This is a genomic window from Streptomyces sp. NPDC096310 (genome assembly GCF_044763125.1).
In the GTDB taxonomy this organism is placed as follows: Bacteria; Actinomycetota; Actinomycetes; order Streptomycetales; family Streptomycetaceae; genus Streptomyces.
In genome coordinates this window covers 251,501-273,007 of sequence record NZ_JBIWFO010000002.1, presented here as the reverse complement: position 1 = coordinate 273,007, position 21,507 = coordinate 251,501, and the positions used below count along the sequence as shown (strand labels likewise).

Below are 21,507 nucleotides of genomic sequence, written 5' to 3'. Positions count from 1 at the left end.
CCATGTCGCCCTCAGCGAAGCTGGTTCACCATCACGAGTTCTCTTGTCACCCCGTCAGGCAGGAGGTCTCCGGGTTCTCCGGTGACGACGAATCCGTTGCGCCGGTACAGCGCGAGGGCAGCCTCGTTGTCGGGGAACACCGCGAGCTTCAGCGCGGTGGCGCCCGACGTCCGGGCCCACGTCCGGACCGCCGCGATCAGCCGGTCCGCGACGCCGCGGCCCCTGGCGTGCGGGCTGACCCACACCGACCTCAGCTCGTATGTGCCACCGTCCCCGGGAAGGCCCGAGGCCATCCCGGCGGTCCGGCCGTCCAGCAGCGCGACGACGTTGTGGGCGGCGGGCAGCGCCAAGCGCGTACGCCACCGTTCCTCCCCGCCGCTGTGCCAGTCCGCGAGCCGGGACTTGAAGGCGTACGGCGCGTCCTCCAGCGCGGCCAGACGGACCTCCCGCCACAACGGCCAGTCGCTTGTCCTGAGAACCCGCAGGCGCACCATGGCGACGAGTCTGCCGGGACGCTCGGGGGGCGGTCCACCGCCCACCACGTACGGAATCGTCCGCGAGGAATGCCGGCCGGCGCGCTTGTCTCCGCATCCTTCGTCAGGGCCGGGTGGAGGCGCGGGCGACGGTGGTCATGGTCAGCCTCCGTGCACGGTGAGACGGTAGCCCTCGGGGCCGGTGAAGGAGAACATCGGGCCGAACGGGCTGTCCTGGAGGGGGCTGACGTCTTCCGTGTCCGCCCGCACCAGTTGCTCGCGCAGGGCGCTCGCGTCAGTGGTGCGCAGCCACAGGGCCACTCCCAGGCCGGGGCGCCCGCCGCCGTCCAGGTCGGTGCCCGGAAGCGGCTCGCGTACGGCGAACGGGACCGGGCTGGTGGTGAAGACCACCGCGCCGGGCGGCGAGGCGGGGGCTCGGCGGAGGCCGAGACGCTCCTCGAAGAAGGCGGCCGCGGCGGGCACGTCCTTCACCTGCAGAGCGATGAAATCGGGGCCTTCGACAGTGGCGGACATGAATACTCCCGTGCTTCGATACGAGGACTTGGGTGTCAGGACTTTGACATCGGTGACTGTAGGCACCGGCTCGGGCGTATGTCAAAATATTGACATGGAAGACCGTGTGCACGTGCCCTCGCCCCACCCCGCCTCCCACATCACCGAGCACGTGGGGTACCGCCTCAAGCGCGCCGCGGCCGCCCTGCGCGGCGCCATGGACAAGGCGCTGCGGGAGCAGGGCCTCACCGTCCCGCAGTACTCCTGCCTCGAACTCCTCGACGAGCGGCCGGGCCTCTCCAACGCCGACCTGGCGCGCGGCACCTTCGTCACCCGGCAGTCGGCCAATGTCGTCCTGCGCGGCCTGAAGGACGCCGGTCTCATCACCCGGGCGGACGTCACCGACCACGGCCGCGCCCTGCCCGTACACCTCACCCCGGCCGGCCGGCAGCGTCTGCACGCGGCCCGCACGGCCGTGTACGCCATCGAGGAGCGCATGATCGAGGCCATTCCCCGGCGGCGGCTAGCCGCCCTGCTCGCCGACCTCGACACCATGGCCGACGCCCTCGCCGAGTGAGGCCGGGCGGCGCTCCCGCGGGTCGTCCGGCCCGGCGGATCGCGCGTGTCCGATTCGTTCAAGAGGACGGTGACGGTGGCCCACTACCATCGCCGCCATGATCAGCACCGGTAGGGAATCACGCCACCTCGGCGTCCACATCGACCGCACCGTCGACGAGGTCTACGCCTACGCCTCGGACCCGGCCAACCTGCCCGCGTGGGCCCGGGGGCTGGGAAGCTCCATCGAGAGGGCCGGGGACCAGTGGGTCGCGCAATCCCCCATGGGGCGGGTCGTGGTGGCCTTCGTGCCCCGTAACGAGCTGGGTGTGCTCGACCACGACGTCACGCTGCCCTCCGGGGAGACCGTCCACAACCCGGTCCGTGTGATCGTCGACGGTGCCGGATGCGAAGTGGTGTTCACTCTCCGTCGGCAGCCGGGGATGGGCGACGCCGAGTTCGAGCGGGACGCCAACATGGTCGTTGCCGACCTGACCAGGCTCAAGGAGCTGCTGGAGTCCGCCCGGGACTTCTGAGCGGTCGGTACGGGCCACATGGGCCTGCGCTAACCGGAACGTAACCTTCGCAAACCTGCTCGTACTTCACAACTGGACGCCTCCCTTGTCACAGGCGTGTCTTAACGCCCCTCGGTGCGCAACGGGAACGGCGGGCGCCGGTGTCTGGAAGGGCAGGACGCCCGCTCATCAGGAGCACGGGCATATTCGGAGGAAGTCATGCGCGTTCGGAAGATCTCGGTGCTCACCCTGGCCGCTGTGGCCGTCGGCCTGTCGCTCACCGCCTGCGACCCCTCCGGCGGTTCGGACTCCGGCACCTCGGTTTCGAGCACCGCGTCGTCGGACAGCGGCAAGGACTCCACCGGGTCGCCGGACGGCTCCACCGGCGGCGCGGCGTCCGGTACGCCGAAGAAGGACGGCGTGAAGTGCACCGATCAGCTCAATTACGCGGGGGACTCGCGGTCGAACGCCGAGATCAACTCGATCGGTGAGGACACCGGCAACTGCCCTGCGCCGGAGCAGGACGGCGCCGCCGCGGGTACGTCGAAGAAGGGCGGCATGAAGTGCACCGATCAGTTCGACTACGCGGGGGACTCGCGGTCCAACGCGGAGATCAACTCGATCGGTGAGGACACCGGCACCTGCCCGCAATCGGATCAGGGCGGCGCCGCGTCGGGTACCCAGAAGAACGACGGGGAGAGCTGCACGGACCAGCTCGACTACACAGGGGACCCGCGGTCCAACGCCGAGATCAACACCATCGGCGACAAGACCGGGACCTGCCCGCCCGTCGAGCAGAAGTGAGCCGTTCGGCGGTACGCCGTTGACGCGGGAGGGCGTCTCCGGGGCCCGCCCACGCCCCGCACGCCCCCCGCGCCCCCCGCGCCTCAGATCACCGGCGGGCGGCCCAGCGCCGTCATACGCCGTACCGTCCGCCACCGGATCGGCCGGCGCGGCCCGCACGCCGTGCGCAGCCCCTCGGAGAATCCGCCGAACCAGGCGCGCAGTCCGCTCATCGACCGGGTACGCGCCACCGTGAGCAGGATCCACGTACCGAGGTAGAGCGGGACGAGGACGGCGGGGAGATGGCGGCGTGCCAGCCAGACGCGGTTGCGGGCGGTCATCCGGTAGTACTCGGCGTGCCGGGCGGGGGAGGTACGCGGATGCTGGAGGACCAGTTCCGGCTCGTAGAGGATCGACCAGCCCGAGTCCAGTGCGCGCCACGCGAGGTCGGTCTCCTCGTGGGTGAAGAAGAACGCGTCCGGCCAGCCGCCGGTCTCCGCCAGCATCGCCATGGACAGCGCGTGCCCGCCGCCGAGGAAGGTGGTCACCTCGCCGCCGCGCATCGGGTCCTTCGCGCGCAGCCGGGGGATGTGCCGCCGCGCGGTGTAGCCGGTCTCGTCCGCGATCCGGAAGCTCACGATGCCGAGCCGGGGACGCGCCTCGTACAGATCGGCGATACGGGTGAACACATCGGCCTCGACGAGCAGCCCGTCGTCGTCCAGGTCGACGAGGATGTCCACGTCACCGGCCTCGCGGAGCTTCTCCATGGCGACATTGCGCCCGCCGGAGACGCCGAGGTTCTCCGGCAGCTCGACCCCGATGACGCCCTCGGGCAGCTCCGGCAGCGGGGAGCCGTTGCCGACGACGACGATCCGGGTGGCGGCCTCCCGCTGCTTGGCCACGGAATCCAGCAGAGCCCGCAGCTCGACGGGCCGGGTTCCCATGGTCAGCACGGCCACACCCACACGCGGTCGGGACACGTCCAGATCACTCCAGCACTCGAAGGGCCGCGGAAGACAGCGGAGAACAGCGAAAGACGGACAAAGCGGAAAGGCAGTCAAGACGGCAAGGCAGTCAAGACGGAAAGGCAGTCCGTCGATGCTAACCGGCGCTCTCCATCCTCCGGACACCCGAAGATATTCCCGCGGACCCCGAAGGTTCACCTTCGCCGCACCGGAACGGGTGGTGTCGTACCGGCGGGCGCCGGGAAATGGCGTGACCTGGGGAGCGCGCGACCGCGAGACTTGGGAGGCAGGGAGAGCGAGCGCGCGTGAAGGGGACGAGGCGCTGTGCTACGGGACACATTCGACGAGGACGCCGGACGGTACGACCGGGCGCGGCCCGCCTACCCGGTCCCGCTGGTCGAGGAGCTGGCCGCGCGGGCGCGCCTCGGGCCCGGTCGGCGGGTCCTGGAAGTGGGCCCCGGCACTGGGCAGTTGACCGTACCGCTGGCCCGGTACGGCTGCTCGATCACCGCCGTGGAGCTGGGTTCGTCCCTCGCGGCGGTGGCGTCGCGCAACCTGAAGCCGTTCCCGGCCGCCGAGGTCGTGGTCGCGCCCTTCGAGACCTGGGCGCCGCCTCCGGAACCGTACGACCTGATGGTCGTCGCGACCGCCTTCCACTGGCTCGACCCCGCCGTACGGCTGGCCAGGGCGGCGGACGCGCTGCGCGACGGCGGGCTGCTGGCGCTGGTCACCACGCACCATGTGGCCTCGGAGACCACCCGGAGCGATGACGACTTCTTCGCGGACGCCCAGAAGTGCTACGACCGCCGGGATCCGGCGACCCCGCCCGGCCTGCGGCTGCGCCGCTCGGCGCTGGTCGCGACCGACACCGCGGAACTGGCCGGTTCCGAGCTGTTCGGGCCGGTTTCCGTGGCCCGCTGGACGCGGGAGATCACGTACTCCGCCGACGCCTACCTCGATGTGCTGCTGACCTACTCGGGGCACCGCGCCCTGGAGCCCGTCGCGCGCGGGTGGCTGCTGTCCGACCTCCGCGGTCTGATCGACGGCCGGTACGGCGGGCACATCACCAAGACGTACCTCCACGAGTTGATCACCGCCCACAAGGGACCCGAATTCCCCGGGAAATCCACGGTTTCCACGGGCTGAACACAGACCGCGGTCATATCCGCCGTGCCTGTGTCCACGATCACTTCCCTGTGGCACACTGCCCGCATGTCGGAGCTGGGGGGTGGGGCATGAGCGAGCCGCGGTCTGCCCCGACGATCGGACAACTCGTCCTCAGCAAGCAGCTCCAGGCGCTCCGTGAGAGAGCCGGCCTCGGCCGGTACCAGGCCGCCGGACTGCTGCGTGTCACGCCCGCCACCATCCGCCGGATGGAGATGGCCGAGGTCGGGCTCAAGATCCCGTACGTACAGATCCTGCTCACGGCGTACGGCGTGTCCGACAGTGAGGTGGAGACCTTCCTCCACCTCGCCGAGGAGGCCAACCGGCCGGGCTGGTGGCAGCGCTTCCACGACGTACTGCCCGACTGGTTCGGCGGCCATGTCAGCCTCGAAGAGGCCGCCAGGACCATCCGGTGCTACGAACCGCACTTCGTGCCGGGCCTGCTCCAGACCGAGGAGTACGCCCGGACGATCCTGACCAAAGGCGAGGTCGGGCGGAGCGATCCGGACCGGATCGACCGTCATGTCGCGCTCCGTATGGAGAGACAGACGCTGCTGACCAAACCCGGCGCGCCCGCCTTCTGGGCGATCCTGGACGAGACGGTGCTACGGCGCCGCGTCGGGACGCCCGCCGCGATGCGGGCGCAGATCGATCGGCTGCTGGAGGCGGCCGAGCGGCCCAACGTGACGCTCCAGCTGGCCGAGTTCGCCGCCGGGCACCACCCCGGCACGTACAGCCCCTTCGTCGTCTTCCGCTTCGCCGTCCCCGAGATGCCCGACATGGTGTACGTCGAGTATCTGACGGGCGCCCTCTACCTCGACGGCCGCCGCGAGGTGTCGGAGCACAAGGAGGCGATGGACCGTATGGCCGCGCACGCCGGGTCGGCGCAGCGGACCATGCGGATCCTCGCCGACTTCCGCCGGGAGCTGTGAGCCGGCGGGACCGGCCCGAGGAGCCGTTCAGCGCGGACAGCGCGGAGGGCGGTCGGACGTCAGAGCGACGTACGGTGCGCGGCCCGCGAAGACGGGGACGGCGACGGGGATATGCGCGCCGGGGGCGCGATGAGTATGTCGAAGAGAGCGCGGCCCGCGATCATGGCGTGCCGTATCGTCTCGGCGTCCCCGGGATCGGAGGCCGTCCCCGGGCTCGCGTCCGTGCCCGGGCTCGCGTCCGTGCCCGGGCTCGCGTCCGTGCCCGTACTCGCGTCCGTGCCCGTACTCGTGCCCGTGCCCGTACCGGCCTGGCGGGCCGCGGCGTCCAGCAGCCGCGCGCCTTCCACCTCTTCCGGGTGGTGCACGGACAGCGCCTCGAACTGGCGGGCACGGGACTCGGCGGGGTAACCACGGTCGATCGCGAGCTGGTTCAGCAGGACGTTCGCCTGCGCCGCGACCGCGCCGGGGCAGTCCACGAACTGCTCCTGGAGGCCGGCCCACCGCGCCCTGTACCGCGCGCGCTCAGGCTCCGACAGTTCCTTGAGGCGCAGACCGCGGAAGTGCCGCAGCCGCGCCGCCAGTTCCCGCTCGGCGGCCTTCGGGTCGCCGTGGTGGCGGGCGGTCACCCGGTCGAACTCGGGGCCGAAGCGGCGCCGTAAATCCTGCCGGAGGCCGCCCTCGCCGCCCGTCCGGTCCGAGACCGGGCGGGCGAGCAGCAGCGCGGTGATGATCGCCACCGGTACCACCAGGACGGCGAGGGTGATCACAGACATGGGTGCCGCCTTTCGCAGAGCCGCCGTGCTTTCGCTACAGAGTGTTACCGAGATCCGGGGCCGTAAACGCGTTCGGTCACGAGAGGTTGGCGCGGGGCACGAACGGATGATCGTGAAAGAGAGGGGGTTTGTCCCCCGGGCTCTCGGGCAGACGGGCTGGCGTCAGCGATTTCGACACGGTAGGGAGCGCGACATGACCGCCGACAAGAAGACCTCCGCGAAGACCGACCAGGTCAAGGGCGCGATCAAGGAAACCGTCGGTCGAGCGGTCGGCAACGAGCGGCTGACCGCCGAGGGCAGGGCCGAGCGCGCCAAGGGCGACATGCGCCAGGCGGGCGAGAAGACCAAGGACGCGTTCAAGCGATGAGCGCGCGGCCCGGCCCCTTCGGCAGAGGCGGTCGTGTGTGCAGAGTCCTCGGGCGGTGGCCCGGCCGTACGGCACTTCGGTGACCTGTACGGCCGGGCCATCGCCCTGTCGGGCCCCGGCCCCCCGGCCCTCTCACCACCCGGCCCCCGGCGCACCGTGAGAAAGGGAGGAGGGGCCCGGTCGGCTGTGCGCCGACCGGGCCCCTCCTCCCTGCGTTCGTCCGTCCCTCACCCCTCGCGGGAGGGCGGAACGTCAGTCCGTGACCTCGATACGGCCGCCCTGCGCCGCCCCGTTGGCCCCTGCCTCGGGCTTCGCCGCCGTGGCCGTGCCGGACCCGGTCGCCGCCGGGGCCGGGGTCGGGGTCGTCGTCAGGGACTTCCCCGCCGCCATGCCCTTCAGCAGCTCCGCGAGGTCGACGCCCGTGGTGGAGCTGAGGAGTTCGACGCCCTGGGCGACGTTGTCCGCGACCGTACGGGCGAGCTGGCCCGCGCCGTCCGTGGAGATGACCGTCATCTTGTCCACCGCGCTCAGCGGCTCGGACGCCTTGGCCACCACCGACGGCAGGACTTCGACGAGCATCTGGAGGACCGCCGCGTCGCCGTACCGCGCGAACGCGTCCGCCTTCTTGTGCATGGCCTCCGCCTCGGCCGACCCCTTGGCGGCGATCGCGGCGGCCTCCGACTCACCCTCGATCCGTACGGCGGCGGCGAGCGCGGCGCGGTGCGCCTTCTCGCCCTCACCGGTGAGACGGGAGCGCTCGGCGTCCGCCTCCGCCTGCTTGACCAGGGCGATACGGCGGGCCTCGGCCTCCTGCTCGGCCTGGTAGCGCGCGGCGTCGGCGGGCTTACGGACCTTCGTGTCCAGTTCGCGGTCGGTCAGCGCGGCCTGCCGCTCGGCGACCTTCTCCTGCTCCATCAGCACGTCCTGCTCGCGCGCCGCCTGGGCGAGCGGGCCCGCCGCCGCGGCCCGCGCCACGGCCTCGTCCGTCTCGGCCTTGATCTCGGCCTGCTTGAGCTGGAAGGTCCGCTGGGCGATCGCGATCTCTTCCTCGGCCTTCAGCCGCGCCTGTTCGGCGGCGCGCCGCGAGACGGCCTCCGCGATGTCGGCCTCCTGCTTGGCGCGGGCGGCCTCGGGGCGGCCCAGGTCCTCCAGGTACGAGCCCTCGGTCGTGATGTCCTGGATCTGGAAGGCGTCCAGCACCAGGCCCTGCCCGGAGAGGCTGGCCTCCGCCTCCTCCGCGACCTGGCCGGCGAAGGCCGCGCGGTCACGGATGATGTCCTCGACCGACATCCGGCCGACGATGGAGCGCAGCGCACCCGAGAGGACTTCCTGGGTGAAGCCGACAATGCCGCCCTGCTGCTGGAGGAAGCGCTGGGCCGCGGCCCGGATGGAGTCCTCCGTACCGCCGACCTTGACGATGGCGACGCCTTCGAGGTTGGCCTTCACACCGCGCAGGGTGACCGCGCCGCGTACGGCGATCGGGATGTGGCGGCTGGACAGGTCCAGGGTGAACTTCTGCTGGACGAACGGGACGACGAAGACGCCGCCGCCCACCACGACCTTCTGGCCGCTGTTGTCGATGGAGATCCGGCCTGTGTCGGGATCGGTCGACTTCTTGCCGCGCCGGCCGGTGACGATGAACGCCTCGCTGGGGCCCGCGACCTTGTAGCGCGTGATGACGACCAGTGCCAGCAGAACGACGAGTACGACGATCCCCAGCACGGCGATGACGACTGGACTCATGGGGCTCTCTCCCTTGCCTCCCGGGGGACGGCAGATCGGAACGGTTCGCACGGCGCCGATGCGGTATGTGCCGCGCGATGTACTGGGCGTGGGGAGTGTGCCGACGAGGCGCCCGGCCGGCCCCGGCGGCCGGAGTCGGACCGGCGTGCGGCGTCGGCCCGGGGTGCGGTGCCGGCCCGCGACCGGTCAGCGTTGGACCGGGCGTACGGAGACGGAACTCGCCGAGAGCGTTGCCTCCACCCAGACCTCCGTGCCGTACGCCACCGGCTCCGCGCACTTGGCGGAGAACTTCACCGGCTGCCCGCCGAGCCGCAGCAGCACCTCGCCGTACCCGGTGGCCGGAATCGCCGTGACCACCGTGCCCGACGACCCCACGAGGTCCTCGCCGCGCGGTGTGACGGACGTCTGGTCGCGCATCAGCGCCCTGCTGAACTTCCAGGTCAGCCAGCCGGCACCGACACCGGCCGCCGCCCCCACAGCGACGGCCGGGCCGGTACCGAGTTGAGTGGTGCCGAGGACGAGCGCGCCACCGAAACCGAGCATCGAGACGAACCCGGCGATCACGGGCAGCGAGAGCAGACCGTCGAAGAGCCCGTCCAGGACCCCGACCCCGTCGAAGAGCCCTTCGAGCACCCCGTCGAAGATCAGTGACAGGACGAGCAGCACGATCCCCGCGATGCCGATACCGAGAAACAAGGTCATCGGAGCAACCTCCCCCACTGGCGCGATGTCCTCGGCCAGGGCCCCATCGTCGCATGTTTGACCGGAACTCGACATTGCCGTTTTCCGGCAGTCTTAACGCGTTCTTAATGCCGGTAGCCGTGCCGTGGCCCCTCCGGTGCCCTGTCGGTGGCCGTAAGGAAACCACGAAGGTCCCGGGCGGATCACCGTTCGGTTCCCGGAAGGTCTCAGAAGGTCTTGGCCGGCCAGTCCATGAGCCTGGCCCCGATCACGGCCGTCTGCAAGGCATAACGGTGCATCGGATCGCCCGGATCGGCACCGGTGAGCCGGTGGATCCGCTCCAGGCGGTACGTCAGCGCCCGTACGCTCAGCGACAGCCGCCGCGCCGCCTCCGCCGCCACACACCCCGCGTCGAAGTAGACGGAGAGCGTATTGAGCAGCGGGCCGGCCCCGCCGCGCGCCGCCTCCAGCGGGCCGAGCGTGTTGAGCACCAGGTCCGTCATGGCCTGCCGGTCACGCGTCAGGACCGGATAGACCAGCAGATCCGCGGCGCGCAGCACCGGGCCGTCCAGATCGAGCCGTTCCGCGAGATCGAGCACGCTCAGCGCCTCCTCGTACGACTGCACCACCCCGCCCACCCCCGGCTGCGGCCGGCCGACCCCGACCCGCCCGCCGTCCGTCGCCGCGAACGCCTGCTTGGCGAAGTACGTCAGCACCTCGGCCTGGTCGCCGGGCGCGATGCACACCAGCCGCCCCGCCTTGGTCGTGAGCAGCACACTGCGGTCCCCGAACCGCCCGATCAGCGCCTGCTCCACGGAGCGCGGTACGGCGTCCTCCTCGTCGTAGGCCACCCATCCCTCCGCGACCGCCACGGCGTGCTCGTACGACAGGCGCAGCCCGAACCGCTCGGCGCGCTCCGCCAGCCGCCCCAGATCGCTGCGCCCGTACAGCAGGTCGTCGATGAACTCCCGGCGCGCGGCGGCCTCCTGGCGTACGGCGAGCCGCTGCGCCCGCTCGTACCCCTCGGCGAACGCGTCCACGGCCTGCTCGACGGCGGCGAGCACTTGGTCCGCCGCGCCGTTGTCGGCCCCGCCGGCGGGCCAGTGCGCCCGCGCCGCCGACAGATGCGCCCCGACGAGCGCCCGCAGGGCGAACCCGGCCTCGGCCGCCTGTTCCCCCACCTCACGCCGGGCCAGCAACTCCTCCCGGGTGAGCCTGCGCCCGGTGGCGGCGACGGCCACGAGGATGCGGGCGTACCCCTCCATGTACTCGTCGGGTATCCCGTGCCCTGTCACGCCTGCTCCCGGCCTGTCGACGACTTGAGGGACCGCGGAACCGGCCCCCGCCTTTCTAGCAAGGATTCCTCAAGGGTCCGTCAAGGCTTCCGTCCGCGGGACGGGGCACGAATGGGATGCACACGCACACAGGGGAGCACGAGCACACTCCGTCACACACTCACACGTACTACGGGGGGATCATGTCTGTGTTGGGTACGTCCGTCACATCGGCGCCGATGGCGGTGCCGGCGCCTGTCGAGCCGACGCTCGTCGAGCCGGTGCCGGTGGAGAACCGCCAGTGGCTGACCCTGGTGGAGCGCAAGAAGGTCCTCGCCGTGGCGCACACCGTCACGTACGCCAAGCGCCTGCTCGACGTCCTGGCGCTGCTGGAGTCGGACTTCCGCGTACAGGTGGTGTTCACGGCGCCGCCGCACGCCTTCGGCGGCGAGGTGCCGCAGTTCCTCGGGCGGCTCGGGAGCCCGCTGCTGCCGTGGGACGAGGCCACGCGGACGACGTTCGACCTCGCCCTCACGGCGGGGCCGCGCGGTGTCGAGCAGGTGCGCGGCCCGCTGATCACGCTGCCGCACGGCGCCAACTACCTGAAGCGGCTGACCGGTGGCCCGGACGCGGGCGTGGCCGGGCTGCGCCGGCGCGATCTGGTCCCGGGCGGGGTGATGCCCGCCGCCGTCGTCGTACCGCACCGCGACGATCTGCGCGAACTCCACCGGCACTGCCCGGAGGCGCTGCCGGTCGCCCATGTCGTCGGCGACCCCGTGCACGACAGGATCACGGCGAGCCTGCCGCTGCGGGCCGCCTACCGCCGTGCGCTCGGTATCGGCAAGAAGCAGAAGCTGGTGGTCGTCGTCTCGACGTGGGGGCCCGGTTCGGCGTTCGGCGGGTTCGAGACGCTGCTGCCGCGGCTGGTCGGGGAACTGCCGGCCGCGCGCTACCGTACGGCCCTCCTCGTGCACCCCAACGTCTGGTCGGGACACGGGCCGTGGCAGGTCAGGGCATGGCTGGCACGGTGCGTCCAGCGCGGGATCGGGCTGGTGCCGCCCGAGGCGGACTGGCGCAGTGTACTGATCGCCGCAGATCATGTCATAGGGGACCACGGATCCGTGACGCTGTACGCGACGCTCACGGGAGCCCCGGTGCTGCTGGCCTCCTCGCCCGAGCCGGAGATCAACCCGGAATCCCCGGCCGCCGCGCTCGCGGTCACCGCCCCCGCGCTCTCCCCGGCCCATCCGCTCGCCGACCAGCTCGACTACGCGGCGGCCGAGTACCGGCGGGACGAACACGCGGCGATCTCCGCCCGCATCACCTCGGAGCCCGGCCGCTTCAACCGGAACATGCGGCGCCTGATGTACCGGGTCCTGGGCCTCGGGCAGCCGGCGCACGAGCCGGTGACGGTCCCGCTGCCGGACCCCAGCCTTCCGGACACCTGGCGCACGGGAACGGGAGCGCGAGCGGGGTCGGGGTCTGGGTCGGGACCGGGGCGGCGGGAGGTGTCGGCGTGAGGGGCTTCGTCGCGCACTTCGTCGCCGTCGACTGGGCCGACCCGGGCGGTACGGGGCCTCGGCGGCCCGTGGACGGTACGGTGCTGGCCCTGCCCGGCCGGGCGCTCGTCGCCCGTATCGCCCCGGTGTGCGCTTCGGAGGGGCGGTGCGCCCCGCCGCTCGACGAGCATCTGGCCGTCGACGCCGAGGCCTGCCGGGATCCGCGCCGGCTGGAGTGCGCCGATGTGCTCCAGACGGGCCGGGCGCGGCCGCTCAGCGGCGCGCTGCGATGGCTCGCGGAGACCCGGGCCGCCCACCCCGGCGCCCGGCTGGTCGCGGCGCCGCTCCCCGGCGGGGGCTGGGTGGCGGCCGGGGAGCAGGACGGCGACGGGTGCGCCGTCCTCCCGCGCTGCGGCACGAACTCCCGCCGTACGCGGCCGCGGCCCAGGAACGCGAGGGCGCGGGCCGCGTCATGCGGGTCGCGCACGGCGAGCAGACCGACCCGCGCGCGGCCGAAGAGGGCGAGAGCGCCCGTGTGGTCGCCGTCCGCGAGGGCGAGTTCACCGAGCACGATCCGCGCCAGCGCCGCGCCGCGCGGATAGCCGCACCCCTCCCAGACCTCGATGGCGCGACGCAGGTACGGTGCCGCCTCGGCCGGGCGTCCCGCCTCGCGGTGGCAGGAGCCGAGGCCCAGGAGGGCCTGCCCCTCGTCCCGTACGTCGCCCGCCTCCCGCGCGGCGCCGAGGGAGGCCGTGTACCAGGCGGCCGCGTCCTCGGTCCGTCCGGCGGCGCTCAGGCCGATGGCACCCGAGTTGAGCATCTGCCGTTCGCCGTCCTTGTCGCCGGCGCGCAGGGCGGCGTCCCGGCCGATCTCATGGGCCTCGATCCACAGGTCGTAGTGGCGTAAACGGAGGAAAAGCGGCCACAGGGCATCGACCAGTTGCCAGGACATCGCGTACCAGCCGCGCTCCGCCGAGGCCCGTACGGCGGCCATCAGATTCATCCGCTGGGCGTCCAGCCAGCCGAGCGCCCCGATGTCGTCGGCGTACGGCAGCGGCAGCGGCCCCGGTTCCAGGGGCGGGTCGTAGGCGCTCCGTAAAGTGAACTGGTCTCCGCGACCGCGCGGTCGCGGGCGTGGATCCGGACCAGGTCGTGGAAGCGGCAGGTGTCCGGGCCGATGTCCTCGACCAGATTGGCCTCGATCAGTTCGTCCAGCCGCCGCTCCGCCCACTCCAGCGACTCGGCGCAGACCGCGGCGGCCGTCCACGCGTCGAAGGTACGTACGGGCAGCACCCCCAGGCGCCGGTAGAGGAACGCGGACTCGGTGGACAACACCGCGTACGACACGTCCAGAGCCTTGCGCACGGTGGTTTCCCCTTCCCCTGCCGCGTCGATCGCGGCCAGTCGGCCGGCCTCCTGGGCCAGTGCGCGGGCGAGTGTCCTCAGCGGCTGTCTGGGTCTCGACGCCAGCCGCGCGGAGGCGAGGCAGAGGGCGAGAGGCAGTCCGGCGCAGAGCGCCACCACCTGCTGGGCGGAGGGCAGTTCGTCGGCGACCCGCTCGGCGCCGATGCTCTGCGACAGCAACTCGACGCCCGCCGAGGCCCCGAGCACCCCCAGCGGATGGAACCGGGCCCCGTCGAGCCGCAGTCCGGTCAGCCGGCGGCGGCTGGTCACCACGACGAGGGTGCCGGGACCGCCGGTGAGCAGTGGTCTCACCTGGGCGGCGGTGAGCGCGTTGTCGAGCACCACGGCGATGCGCAGCCCGGCGGAGCGTGAGCGCCAGAGCGAGGCCAGCTCCGCCAGGTCGGTGGGGACCGACCGGGCGCCGAGCGCCCGCAGGAAGTGCCCCAGGATCTCGCCGGGCCGCACCGGGTCGCCCACCGAGTGGCCGCGCAGGTCGGCATACAACTGACCGTCGGCCCACCGTGATATCCGCCGGAAAGACCGGCACAGTGACGGCCGCCGCGGCCGTCACTGCCTACAGGCGCCCGATCATGATCCACTTTGACGCCCATGCCTGCCGGGACGCCGGCCCGGCAGGCCTACAGGCCCTTCGGTCCCTCCTCCACGAGGACCAGAAGGTCGTCCACCACCCCATGGCTCGCATGGGCCAGAGCCTCGCGCGGGGTGGGGCCTCCGGTGTAGCCGATGACCGGCATTCCGGCTGCCAGGGCCGCGGTGACGCCGGCCGGGCTGTCCTCGATGACCAGGCAGTCGGCCGGGGGGACGGCCAGGGTGTGGGCCGCGTGGAGGAAGAGGTCCGGCGCGGGCTTGCCGTGGGGGACGTCGTCGGCGCTGAAGACGCGGCCGGCGAAACGATTCCACAGGCCCGTGACCGTGAGCGAGTGCTCGATACGGTCGTGGCCGCCGCTTGACGCGACGCAGTACGGGAGCCGCCGGGCGTCGAGCGCGTCCAGCAGCTCCCGTACACCGGGCATGGTGAACGGGCGGGCCGTGAAGGCCTCGCGGACACGCGTGCGGTAGAGCTCCAGCCACTCCGGGCCCAGGGGAGTGCGGGCGTGGGCCCGTACCTGTTCGTAGAGGTACGGCTCGGGGCGGCCCAGGAAGCGGTCGCGCACCTCGTCGGGGGTGAGCGGCCACCCCGCCTCCGTGGCCAGTTCGGCGACGACGGCGGGACCGATGCGCTCGGTGTCGACCAGGACGCCGTCGCAGTCGAAGACGACCAGGCCGATGTCCCGCGCGGGGATCAACGGGAGCCCGCCGCGTCGAGCGAGGCGACGGCCGCCGCGACGACCGCGTCCCGCGTCATGCCCAGCGCCTTCATCGCGTCCGACGCGGACGCCGAGGTGCCGAACCCCTCGATGGTGACGGCCCGTCCGGCGTCCCCGATCAGGTCGTGCCAGCCGAAGACCGTGGCCGCCTCGACCACCACGCGGGCGCGTACGGCCGGCGGCAGGACCGTGTCGCGGTACGCGGCGTCCTGTTCGGTGAACCAGTCCTTGCACGGTACGGAGACCACCCGGGCCCCGATCCCCCGGCCGGCCAGCTCCTCCCGTGCCGCCAGCGCGAGCGCGACCTCGCTGCCGCTCGCCAGCAGCAGGACGTCCGGAGTGCCGGGCGCGTCGGCCACCACATACGCACCGCGCGCGACGCCCTCCCGTACCGCCGCAGGTTCCGTGCCCAGCACCGGCAGCGCCTGGCGGGCCAGGACGAGACCGACCGGGCCCCGGCGGCCGAGGGCGGCGTGCCAGGCGGCGGCGGTCTCGGTGGCGTCGGCCGGGCGGACCACGGAGAGGCCGGGCATGGCGCGCAGCGCCGCGAGGTGTTCGACCGGCTGGTGGGTGGGGCCGTCGGCGCCGAGCGCCACGGAGTCGTGCGACCAGACGTGGACGACCGGCAGCCGCATGAGGGAGGCGAGGCGCAGCGAGGGGCGTTCGTAGTCCGAGAAGACCAGGAAGGTCCCGGCGTAGACGGTGTCGTATCCGACGAGGGCGATGCCGTTCAGCGCGGCGGCCATCGCGTGCTCCCGTACACCCCAGTGGATGTTGCGCCCGGCGAGCCCGGAGGCCCCGGGGAGCCCGGAGGTCCCTGAGGTCCCTGAGGCCCCTGAAGTCCCGTCCTGGCCACGCTCGTTCGCCGGGAGGAAGGAGCCGCCGGACTTGATCGTCGTACGGTTCGAGTCGCCGAGGTCGGCGCTGCCGCCCCAGAGCCGGGGGAAGCGCTCCGCCAGCGCCTGGATGACCGTGCCCGACGCGTCGCGCGGGGCGATCGCGGTGCCGGGGGTGAAGGCGGGCAGCGCGGCGGCGGTGGCGGCCGGGTCGAGAGGGCGGATCGCGTGGGCGCGGGCGGCGGCGCGTTCGGGGTGGGCCAGGGCCCACTGTTCCAGCGCCTTGTCCCAGGCGCGGTGCAGCGCCGCGCCCCGCGCGAGGGCGCCCCTGGTGTGTTCCAGGACCTCCGCCGGTACGGTGAACGGCTCCCCCGCCACGCCCAACAGCGCCTTCGTGGCCGCGACTTCGGCGGCGCCGAGCGGGGCGCCGTGCGAGGCGGGGGTGTTGGTGGCGTGCGGCGCGGGCCACGCGATCTGCGACGCCAGCACGATGAGGCTGGGCCGGCCGCCGTGCGCCCCGCCGGTGGAGGCTGCGGTGAGCGCGGCGTCGAGGGCGTCGGTGTCGATGTCGCCGTCCGCGCCGAGCCCCACGCGCTGGACGAACCAGCCCTGCGCCGCGAAGCGCGCGGCCGTGTCCTCACGGGTCGTCAGATCGGTGGAGCCCTCGATCTGGATGCTGTTGTCGTCCCAGACGACCACGAGGTTGTCCAGGTGGTGGCGTCCGGCGAGCGCGCCCGCCTCGTACGAGATGCCCTCCTGGAGGTCGCCGTCGGAGCAGAGCACCCAGACCCTCCGGTCCGGGATCTCGTCGGCCGAGACCGGGCCCCCCGCCGGGCCCCCCGCCAGGTCCGTGCCGGTCAGCCGGTGCTCGTCGCGCTTGAGCGCCATCGCCATGCCCACGGCGGTGGCCACGCCCTGCCCGAGCGGACCTGTCGTCGTCTCGACCCCGGTGGTGTGGCCGAGTTCGGGGTGGCCCGGGGTCAGCGAGCCGAGCTGCCGGAAGCGCTTGAGGTCGGCCAACTCCAGTCCGTAGCCGGTGAGATGGAGCTGCGTGTACTGAAGGATGCTCGCGTGTCCGCAGGACAGGACGAACCGGTCCCGGCCCTCCCACGCGGCGTCCGCCGGGTCATGGCGTATGTGCCGCTGGAAGAGCAGATGCGCGACGGGTGCGAGGGCGAGCGCGGTGCCGGGGTGGCCGGAACCGGCGGCCTCCACGGCGTCCATGGCGAGGGCGCGCGCCACCGCCACGGCCCGGCGGTCCGCCGCGCCGAAGACGGAGGGGGCGGGGACGGAGGAGGCGGGGGAGGGCGCGGAGGGGGAGGGGGCGGTCACGGCAGCTCCTTGGAGGTCATGTCGTCATGATGACTTTGAACAACGTAACCCACCCCCGGTGACGCGCTCCTGAATCGATCGCGGCTGATCAGAGCTGATCAAGGTCGCTGTGGGCGTCCAGGGCGTAACGGGAAAATTGCCTATTGACGTCTTCTGGGGTTCTGGTCATTATGACGTCTTGACGACACTAGGGACTCGATGAGGAGACCATGGATGGCCGAGCACAAGTACGCACAGGTGCGGGATCACCTGCTGCGCAGGGTGAGCGGTCTCCCCGTGGGCGGTCAACTTCCTCCGGAGGCCGCGCTCTGCGAGGAGTACGCGGTGAGCCGCATCACACTGCGCCGCGCGGTCGAGGAACTGGTCAACGACGGACACCTCATCCGTGAGCACGGCCGGGGCACCTTCGTCACCCGGCCGCGGTACGCGCTGAAGCATCGCGAACGGTTCGTCAGCGAGGTCACCGGCTTCTTCACCCAGATGAGCAGGCAGGGCCACACGGTCACCTCCGAGGTGCTCGTCCAGAAACGGGCCCGGGCCGGCGCGCGGCTCGGCGCCGCGCTGGACATCAGCCCGGCCGCCTCGGTCGTACGGTTGGAGCGGCTGCGCCGGGTGAACGGTGTGGTGCACCACCTCGCGGAGTCGTACGTGGAGGAGGAACGGTTCGCGGACGTCCTGACCGCGGACTTCACCACCACCTCGCTCTACGCCCACCTGAGGGCGCACCACGACGTGCTGCTCGCGCGCAACGAGATCGTCGTCGGGCTGCACACGTGCGACCGGCGCGAGGCGGAGCTGCTGGAGGTCGAGGAGGGGTCGCCCCTGCTGCTCGCGACCTCACGGGTCTTCGACCTCAACAGGAAACCCGTGATCCACGGGACGTCGAAGTTCCTGCCGGAGACGGCCGAGCTGTCCTTCGACATCATCGCCGACGCCGAGTGAGCGTCCCGGCGCCGGGACGGCGCCGGGTGGCCGAGTCAAACGTACGGAGTGTGCTGCACATGCTCAGCGAACTGCTGACCGAGGAGAAGATACGTTTCTCCAGTGAGGTCCTGGACTGGCGCCAGGCCGTCACCCAGGTCGCGGAACCCCTTCTCACCGCCGGTGACATCACCCCCGGCTATGTCGACGCCATGATCGACTCGATCGCCGCGGGCGGCACGTACATCAACCTCGGGTACGGGATCGCGCTGGCCCACGCCCGGCCCGAGGCCGGTGCCGTGCGGACCGCGATCTCGATGCTGCGGCTCACCGAGCGGCCCGCCCCGCTGCTTGACCTGCCGGAGCACGCGGTCGACCTCTACTTCTGCTTCGCGGCGGCCGACACCGCCGCGCACAGCCGGGCCATGGCGTCACTGGCCCGGATCCTGTCGGACACGGAGACCCGCGAAGCGCTGCGCGACGCGCGTTCCGCGGCCGATGTCACCAAGCTGATCACTCGATTCGAGGAGCGTGCTTCGAAATGACGAAGTTCCTGGCCATGTGCAGCACCGGGCTCGGCAGCAGTTTCATGGTGCGGATGAACATCGAGGACATCGTGCGGGAGCTGCAACTCCCGGATGTCACGGTGGAACACACCGACATCAGCTCGGCCGGTCCCGAGAGCGCCGATGTGTTCTTCGTCGCCAAGGACCTGGAGGACGCCGCGCAGGGGCTCGGTGATGTCGTGGTGCTCAACAGCATCATCGACAAGGACGAGCTGCGCGACGCGGTCAAGTCCGCGGCAGGGCGGCACGGACTGCTCTGACCGCCCGTCCGTACCGTCCGTAGGCAGCTTTCGTACACAGCTCCCGTAGGGCAGCTTCCGTAGGGGCTCCCGTGGGCCCTCGGGCCACGGGATTCCCGTCCGTACCGCACCACCCGTCCCAGGAACGTCCTCGACCGGACCATGCGCCATGCGCGACACGCCATGCGCCATGCGTCCGGTGCGGCGGAGACCCACCGCCGACGTCCTGCCCCGTTGTGAGCCACCCCCCTGGTGGACCACCGCAGCGATCACAGTGACCCACCACACCGACCTCGGCTCCGCCGTGCCCGTGGAGAGGCGTTTCCGCCATGAACAGCGTTCTGAACACCCTGCTCGACATCTTCCGTGAGCCATCCGTCATCATCGGGCTGATCGCTCTGCTGGGGCTCGTGCTCCAGCGCAAGTCCCTCTCCGACACGCTCAAGGGCACGATCAAGGCATTCGTAGGATTCCTGGTGCTGGCGGCGGGCGCCGGGGTCGTTTCGGACGCCCTCACCCCGTTCGGCGACATGTTCCAGCACGCCTTCGGTGTCCAGGGCGTCGTACCGAACAACGAGGCGATCGTCGGCAAGGTCCTCACCGACTACGGCTCGCAGGCCGCGCTGATCTTCTTCTTCGGCATGGTCGTCAACGTCCTGCTGGCGCGCTTCACCCGCTTCAAGTTCATCTACATGTCCGGCCATGTCGCGCTCTACCTCTCCGCGATGATCGCCGTGATCCTCATCGCCAACGGCTTCAGCGCCTGGCAGGCCGTGCTCTGGGGCGCGATCGCCCAGGGGCTCGTCACCACCCTCTCGCCCGCGCTGGTGCAGCCGTGGATGCGACGGGTGACCAAGCAGGACAACGTCTCGCTCGGCCACACCGGTAACTTCGGCATCGCCACCAGCGGTCTGGTCGGCAAGCTCCTCGGTGACACCAAGAAGTCCACCGAGGACCTGAAGATCCCCAAGAACCTCGGCTTCCTCCGCGACACCACCGTGGTCATCGCGGTGTCGATGGGCGTCATCTACCTGCTCGTGACGCTGATCGCCGGTGCCGGGTACGTCGAGGACAAGCTGAGCGGCGGCCAGTGGTACCTGCTCTGGGCGGTCATGCAGGCCGGGAAGTTCTCCGCCGGTGTCTTCATCATCCTGGCCGGTGTCCGGGTCGTACTCGCCGAGATCATCCCCGCGTTCAAGGGCATCTCCGAGAAGCTGGTCCCCAACGCCAAGCCCGCGCTCGACGTCCCGATCGTCTTCACCTTCGCCCCGAACGCCGTGCTGATCGGCTTCCTCGCCAGCTTTGTCGGCGGTCTGATCGGCATGGGCGTGCTGGTCGCGGTCGGTGGGACGATCATCATCCCCGGCATCGTCGCGCACTTCATGACGGGCGCCGCCTCCGGCGTCATCGGCAACGCGACCGGCGGCCGGCGCGGCGCGGTGCTCGGCGCCATGACCAACGGCCTGATGATCACCTTCCTGCCGCTGCTCGTCCTGCCCTTCCTGGGCGATGTCGGCCTGGCCAACTCCACCTTCTCCGACGCGGACTTCGGCGTCTCCGGCTTCCTGCTCGGCAGCGCCGTACGGTGGGGCCACGCCGCGGTGATCGTACTGATCCTCGCCTCGCTGGTGGCGGTCTTCGTCGGCAGCGCGCTGGCCGGCCGCCGGGAAGCCGCGAAGGCCGCGGAGGCCGCCGCCGACACCGACTCGGACGACGGTACGGGTTCGGGTACGGGGGCCGGCACGGCGGAAGCGGCGCAGCAGCCCGCGCGTTGACGCCGACTGCCGGTGTGTCCGTCCGGTGACCGTCCTGTGTCCGCCCCTCCCCGGTTCAGGGGAGGGGCGGACCCCGCTTGTCAGGGCCGGGTGCCGCTCGTCTAGCCTCCCGTCCATGCTTTGGTACGAAGCGCAAGCGAACGACAACGCCTTGCTCGTCTTCGACGGCAGTGTGCTGGAGGTGTTCGGTCTCGCCGAGACCCACCGCTATCACATCTGGCAGGAGCCCCGGCTGGAGTTCAGCGACGGTGCCCGCCCCCGCGTGACGATCATCCCGCGCAAGGGACACCGCCTCTCCTTCGCGTACGACGCGCACCGGCTGGACGGGCTGCGCGCGCTCGCGGCCCGGCTGGCGAGCATCTGAGAAGAGAAGGAGAGGAGAGAAGCCGGAAAGGGGAAGAGAAACGGCCGGTCAGGCGTCGGCGTCGGCGCGGGAGGCTTCGAAGCCGCCGCGCGATGCCTCGATGTGGCCCAGGTACCGGTGGGTCCAGTCGCACATCGCGTCGACCGTCGCCCGCAGGGCCCGGCCCGGCTCGGTGAGGGTGTAGTCGACGCGCGGCGGCACGGTGGGGTGCACCGTCCGCTCGACGAGGCCGTTGCGCTCCATCATGCGCAGGTTCTGGGTGAGCATCTTGTGGCTGATGCCCTCGACCTCCTTGCGCACCTCGCCGAAGCGCAGGGTGCGCTCCCCCAGCGCTTCGATGATCAGGAACGCCCACTTGTTGGCGATGTCCGAGAAGATCTCCCGCGCCAGCGAGTCCGCGCGGGTCAGGTCCGCCTCGTCCGGCGAGCCGCTGAACTGCTTGGTCACCATCAGGTTCCCCCGTTACCGAAAAGTGCGTTCTTCCATGTCAGCGCACACTCTCCTA

General features: G+C 71.6%; 23 protein-coding genes and 1 pseudogene. 12 read left to right on the top strand and 12 right to left on the bottom strand.

The genetic code is table 11. The features are described 5' to 3' along the window. Window positions 1-11: 11 nt before the first annotated feature. Window positions 12-494 carry a GNAT family N-acetyltransferase gene (locus ACIQ7D_RS06635; RefSeq protein ID WP_403934256.1) on the bottom strand — a complete coding sequence of 161 codons (483 nt, stop codon included), beginning with the start codon at window positions 492-494 and terminating at the stop codon, window positions 12-14. 141 nt (window positions 495-635) lie between these two features. Next, the gene (locus ACIQ7D_RS06630) at window positions 636-1,007 is read right to left on the bottom strand and encodes a VOC family protein (protein ID WP_403934254.1); all 372 of its coding nucleotides are present in this window, start codon (window positions 1,005-1,007) and stop codon (window positions 636-638) included. 94 nt (window positions 1,008-1,101) lie between these two features. Here ACIQ7D_RS06630 and ACIQ7D_RS06625 point away from each other — a divergent pair, with 94 nt between their 5' ends. The 3 genes from ACIQ7D_RS06625 to ACIQ7D_RS06615 all read left to right on the top strand — a co-directional run bounded on the left by ACIQ7D_RS06625 (window position 1,102) and on the right by ACIQ7D_RS06615 (window position 2,860). Beyond that, window positions 1,102-1,563 (top strand): MarR family winged helix-turn-helix transcriptional regulator, encoded by a 462-nt coding sequence (locus tag ACIQ7D_RS06625; protein ID WP_403934252.1) that lies wholly within the window; start codon window positions 1,102-1,104, stop codon window positions 1,561-1,563. Window positions 1,564-1,660: 97 nt separating this feature from the next. Continuing rightward, complete coding sequence (locus ACIQ7D_RS06620) at window positions 1,661-2,077, top strand: SRPBCC family protein (protein WP_403934250.1); 417 nt, start codon at window positions 1,661-1,663, stop codon at window positions 2,075-2,077. Between the two features lie 198 nt (window positions 2,078-2,275). Then, a complete protein-coding gene (locus ACIQ7D_RS06615; protein ID WP_403934248.1) occupies window positions 2,276-2,860 on the top strand; it encodes a hypothetical protein in 585 nt (194 codons plus the stop codon). A gap of 83 nt (window positions 2,861-2,943) precedes the next feature. Here ACIQ7D_RS06615 and ACIQ7D_RS06610 read toward each other — a convergent pair whose 3' ends face one another. Further along, window positions 2,944-3,819: a glycosyltransferase family 2 protein gene (locus ACIQ7D_RS06610; RefSeq protein ID WP_403934246.1), complete on the bottom strand. Its 876-nt coding sequence runs from the start codon at window positions 3,817-3,819 to the stop codon at window positions 2,944-2,946. Between the two features lie 309 nt (window positions 3,820-4,128). Here ACIQ7D_RS06610 and ACIQ7D_RS06605 point away from each other — a divergent pair, with 309 nt between their 5' ends. Beyond that, window positions 4,129-4,950, top strand: coding sequence for a class I SAM-dependent methyltransferase (locus ACIQ7D_RS06605; protein WP_403934244.1), 822 nt, complete (start codon window positions 4,129-4,131; stop codon window positions 4,948-4,950). 89 nt (window positions 4,951-5,039) lie between these two features. After that, the gene (locus ACIQ7D_RS06600; protein ID WP_403934242.1) at window positions 5,040-5,900 is read left to right on the top strand and encodes a helix-turn-helix domain-containing protein; all 861 of its coding nucleotides are present in this window, start codon (window positions 5,040-5,042) and stop codon (window positions 5,898-5,900) included. A 59-nt stretch (window positions 5,901-5,959) separates the two neighbouring features. Here the strand turns inward: ACIQ7D_RS06600 and ACIQ7D_RS06595 are convergent, their stop codons facing one another. Further along, window positions 5,960-6,673 (bottom strand): hypothetical protein, encoded by a 714-nt coding sequence (locus ACIQ7D_RS06595; protein WP_403934240.1) that lies wholly within the window; start codon window positions 6,671-6,673, stop codon window positions 5,960-5,962. Between the two features lie 193 nt (window positions 6,674-6,866). Between ACIQ7D_RS06595 and ACIQ7D_RS06590 the strand changes: the two genes are divergently transcribed. Continuing rightward, on the top strand, window positions 6,867-7,040 hold the full coding sequence (locus ACIQ7D_RS06590; RefSeq protein WP_403934238.1) for a CsbD family protein: 174 nt from the start codon (window positions 6,867-6,869) through the stop codon (window positions 7,038-7,040). 252 nt (window positions 7,041-7,292) lie between these two features. Here ACIQ7D_RS06590 and ACIQ7D_RS06585 read toward each other — a convergent pair whose 3' ends face one another. The 3 genes from ACIQ7D_RS06585 to ACIQ7D_RS06575 form a co-directional block, all read right to left on the bottom strand. Further along, complete coding sequence (locus tag ACIQ7D_RS06585; RefSeq protein WP_403934236.1) at window positions 7,293-8,783, bottom strand: flotillin family protein; 1,491 nt, start codon at window positions 8,781-8,783, stop codon at window positions 7,293-7,295. A 186-nt stretch (window positions 8,784-8,969) separates the two neighbouring features. After that, window positions 8,970-9,485 (bottom strand): hypothetical protein, encoded by a 516-nt coding sequence (locus ACIQ7D_RS06580; protein WP_403934234.1) that lies wholly within the window; start codon window positions 9,483-9,485, stop codon window positions 8,970-8,972. Window positions 9,486-9,691: 206 nt separating this feature from the next. After that, window positions 9,692-10,759 carry a PucR family transcriptional regulator gene (locus ACIQ7D_RS06575; RefSeq protein ID WP_403934232.1) on the bottom strand — a complete coding sequence of 356 codons (1,068 nt, stop codon included), beginning with the start codon at window positions 10,757-10,759 and terminating at the stop codon, window positions 9,692-9,694. A 218-nt stretch (window positions 10,760-10,977) separates the two neighbouring features. On the opposite strand from ACIQ7D_RS06575, the gene ACIQ7D_RS06570 reads away from it, so the two are divergent. Continuing rightward, window positions 10,978-12,258, top strand: a complete 1,281-nt coding sequence (locus ACIQ7D_RS06570; protein ID WP_403935028.1) for a hypothetical protein — start codon at window positions 10,978-10,980, stop codon at window positions 12,256-12,258. 544 nt (window positions 12,259-12,802) lie between these two features. On the opposite strand, the pseudogene ACIQ7D_RS06565 reads toward ACIQ7D_RS06570, so the two are convergent. From ACIQ7D_RS06565 to ACIQ7D_RS06550, 4 genes and pseudogenes are all read right to left on the bottom strand, one after another. Next, a pseudogene (locus ACIQ7D_RS06565) lies at window positions 12,803-13,057 on the bottom strand (tetratricopeptide repeat protein); the annotation flags it as partial. Window positions 13,058-13,236: 179 nt separating this feature from the next. Next, window positions 13,237-14,145: a hypothetical protein gene (locus ACIQ7D_RS06560; protein ID WP_403934230.1), complete on the bottom strand. Its 909-nt coding sequence runs from the start codon at window positions 14,143-14,145 to the stop codon at window positions 13,237-13,239. A gap of 134 nt (window positions 14,146-14,279) precedes the next feature. Next, the gene (locus ACIQ7D_RS06555) at window positions 14,280-14,948 is read right to left on the bottom strand and encodes an HAD family hydrolase (protein WP_403934228.1); all 669 of its coding nucleotides are present in this window, start codon (window positions 14,946-14,948) and stop codon (window positions 14,280-14,282) included. After that, window positions 14,945-17,137 (bottom strand): transketolase family protein, encoded by a 2,193-nt coding sequence (locus ACIQ7D_RS06550; protein WP_403934226.1) that lies wholly within the window; start codon window positions 17,135-17,137, stop codon window positions 14,945-14,947. Before ACIQ7D_RS06550 ends, ACIQ7D_RS06555 begins: the two co-directional genes overlap by 4 nt. A 213-nt stretch (window positions 17,138-17,350) precedes the next feature. On the opposite strand from ACIQ7D_RS06550, the gene ACIQ7D_RS06545 reads away from it, so the two are divergent. From ACIQ7D_RS06545 to ACIQ7D_RS06525, 5 genes are all read left to right on the top strand, one after another. Beyond that, complete coding sequence (locus ACIQ7D_RS06545) at window positions 17,351-18,079, top strand: GntR family transcriptional regulator (RefSeq protein WP_403934224.1); 729 nt, start codon at window positions 17,351-17,353, stop codon at window positions 18,077-18,079. A gap of 26 nt (window positions 18,080-18,105) precedes the next feature. Continuing rightward, window positions 18,106-18,603 (top strand): PTS sugar transporter subunit IIA, encoded by a 498-nt coding sequence (locus ACIQ7D_RS06540; RefSeq protein WP_384922662.1) that lies wholly within the window; start codon window positions 18,106-18,108, stop codon window positions 18,601-18,603. Then, window positions 18,600-18,884: a PTS sugar transporter subunit IIB gene (locus ACIQ7D_RS06535; RefSeq protein ID WP_384922659.1), complete on the top strand. Its 285-nt coding sequence runs from the start codon at window positions 18,600-18,602 to the stop codon at window positions 18,882-18,884. The genes ACIQ7D_RS06540 and ACIQ7D_RS06535 overlap by 4 nt, the downstream gene beginning before the upstream one ends. Before the next feature lie 308 nt (window positions 18,885-19,192). Beyond that, window positions 19,193-20,638, top strand: coding sequence for a PTS ascorbate transporter subunit IIC (locus ACIQ7D_RS06530; RefSeq protein WP_403934221.1), 1,446 nt, complete (start codon window positions 19,193-19,195; stop codon window positions 20,636-20,638). A gap of 115 nt (window positions 20,639-20,753) precedes the next feature. Then, window positions 20,754-21,002: a hypothetical protein gene (locus ACIQ7D_RS06525; protein ID WP_403934219.1), complete on the top strand. Its 249-nt coding sequence runs from the start codon at window positions 20,754-20,756 to the stop codon at window positions 21,000-21,002. Window positions 21,003-21,050: 48 nt separating this feature from the next. Here the strand turns inward: ACIQ7D_RS06525 and ACIQ7D_RS06520 are convergent, their stop codons facing one another. Next, a complete protein-coding gene (locus ACIQ7D_RS06520; RefSeq protein WP_403934217.1) occupies window positions 21,051-21,452 on the bottom strand; it encodes a winged helix-turn-helix transcriptional regulator in 402 nt (133 codons plus the stop codon). Window positions 21,453-21,507: the final 55 nt, after the last annotated feature.